The organism is Cocleimonas sp. KMM 6892, from assembly GCF_035798195.1.
Classification (GTDB): domain Bacteria; phylum Pseudomonadota; class Gammaproteobacteria; order Thiotrichales; family Thiotrichaceae; genus Cocleimonas; species Cocleimonas flava.
The window spans coordinates 1-727 of sequence record NZ_JAPFBV010000021.1; the positions used below are offsets into that span (position 1 = coordinate 1).

General features: G+C 46.8%; 1 protein-coding gene. It reads right to left on the reverse strand.

Annotated elements, in window-relative coordinates; all coding sequences use genetic code 11:
- A partial coding sequence (locus OO007_RS20200; protein ID WP_325810183.1) for a DUF7507 domain-containing protein occupies positions 1-727 on the reverse strand: 727 nt, incomplete at both ends.

The window sequence follows — 727 nt, forward strand, 5'->3', positions numbered from 1 at the left end:
CGTTAAAGTATCCCCTTCACTGATCTCTCCATTACCATCTTCATCTGCATTGTCAGGCGCAGGTTTAACCAGCGTTAGACTAGGTGCATTGATGCCACTGACATTTTGCGCGGAACTTTCTGGTGTTTGATCAGAGTTCGCCGTGGCATCATTGATAATTTCACCCGCCGTTACATCGGCTGGTGTTACGGTGTACGTGCCACTTAACACACAGGTATCTCCCGGTGCGACTGTTAAGCAACTGATTGTGTTCGGCGTGATCTTGTTATCTGTAACCACAACATTGGTTAAGGTCGCTGTGCCATTGTTTGTAGCAGTAATGGTATACGTTAAAGTATCCCCTTCACTGATCTCTCCATTACCATCTTCATCTGCATTGTCAGGCGCAGGTTTAACCAGCGTTAAACTCGGTGCATTAATGTCACTGTTATTTTGCGCGGTACTTTCTGGTGTTTGATCAGAGTTAGCGGTGGCATCATTAATGATGGCACCCGCCGTAACATCAGCTGGTGTTACGGTGTACGTACCACTTAAGACACAAGTCGCAGCAGGTGCTAATGTGGCACAGCTAATCGTATTCGGGGTGATTTTGTTATCTGTTACCACGACATTGGTTAAGGTCGCCGAACCGTTATTGGTTGCGGTTACCGTGTAGGTTAATACATCTCCATTACTGATTTCACCGTTACTGTCGTTATCGGCATTGTCAGGCGCAGGCTTAACCAGC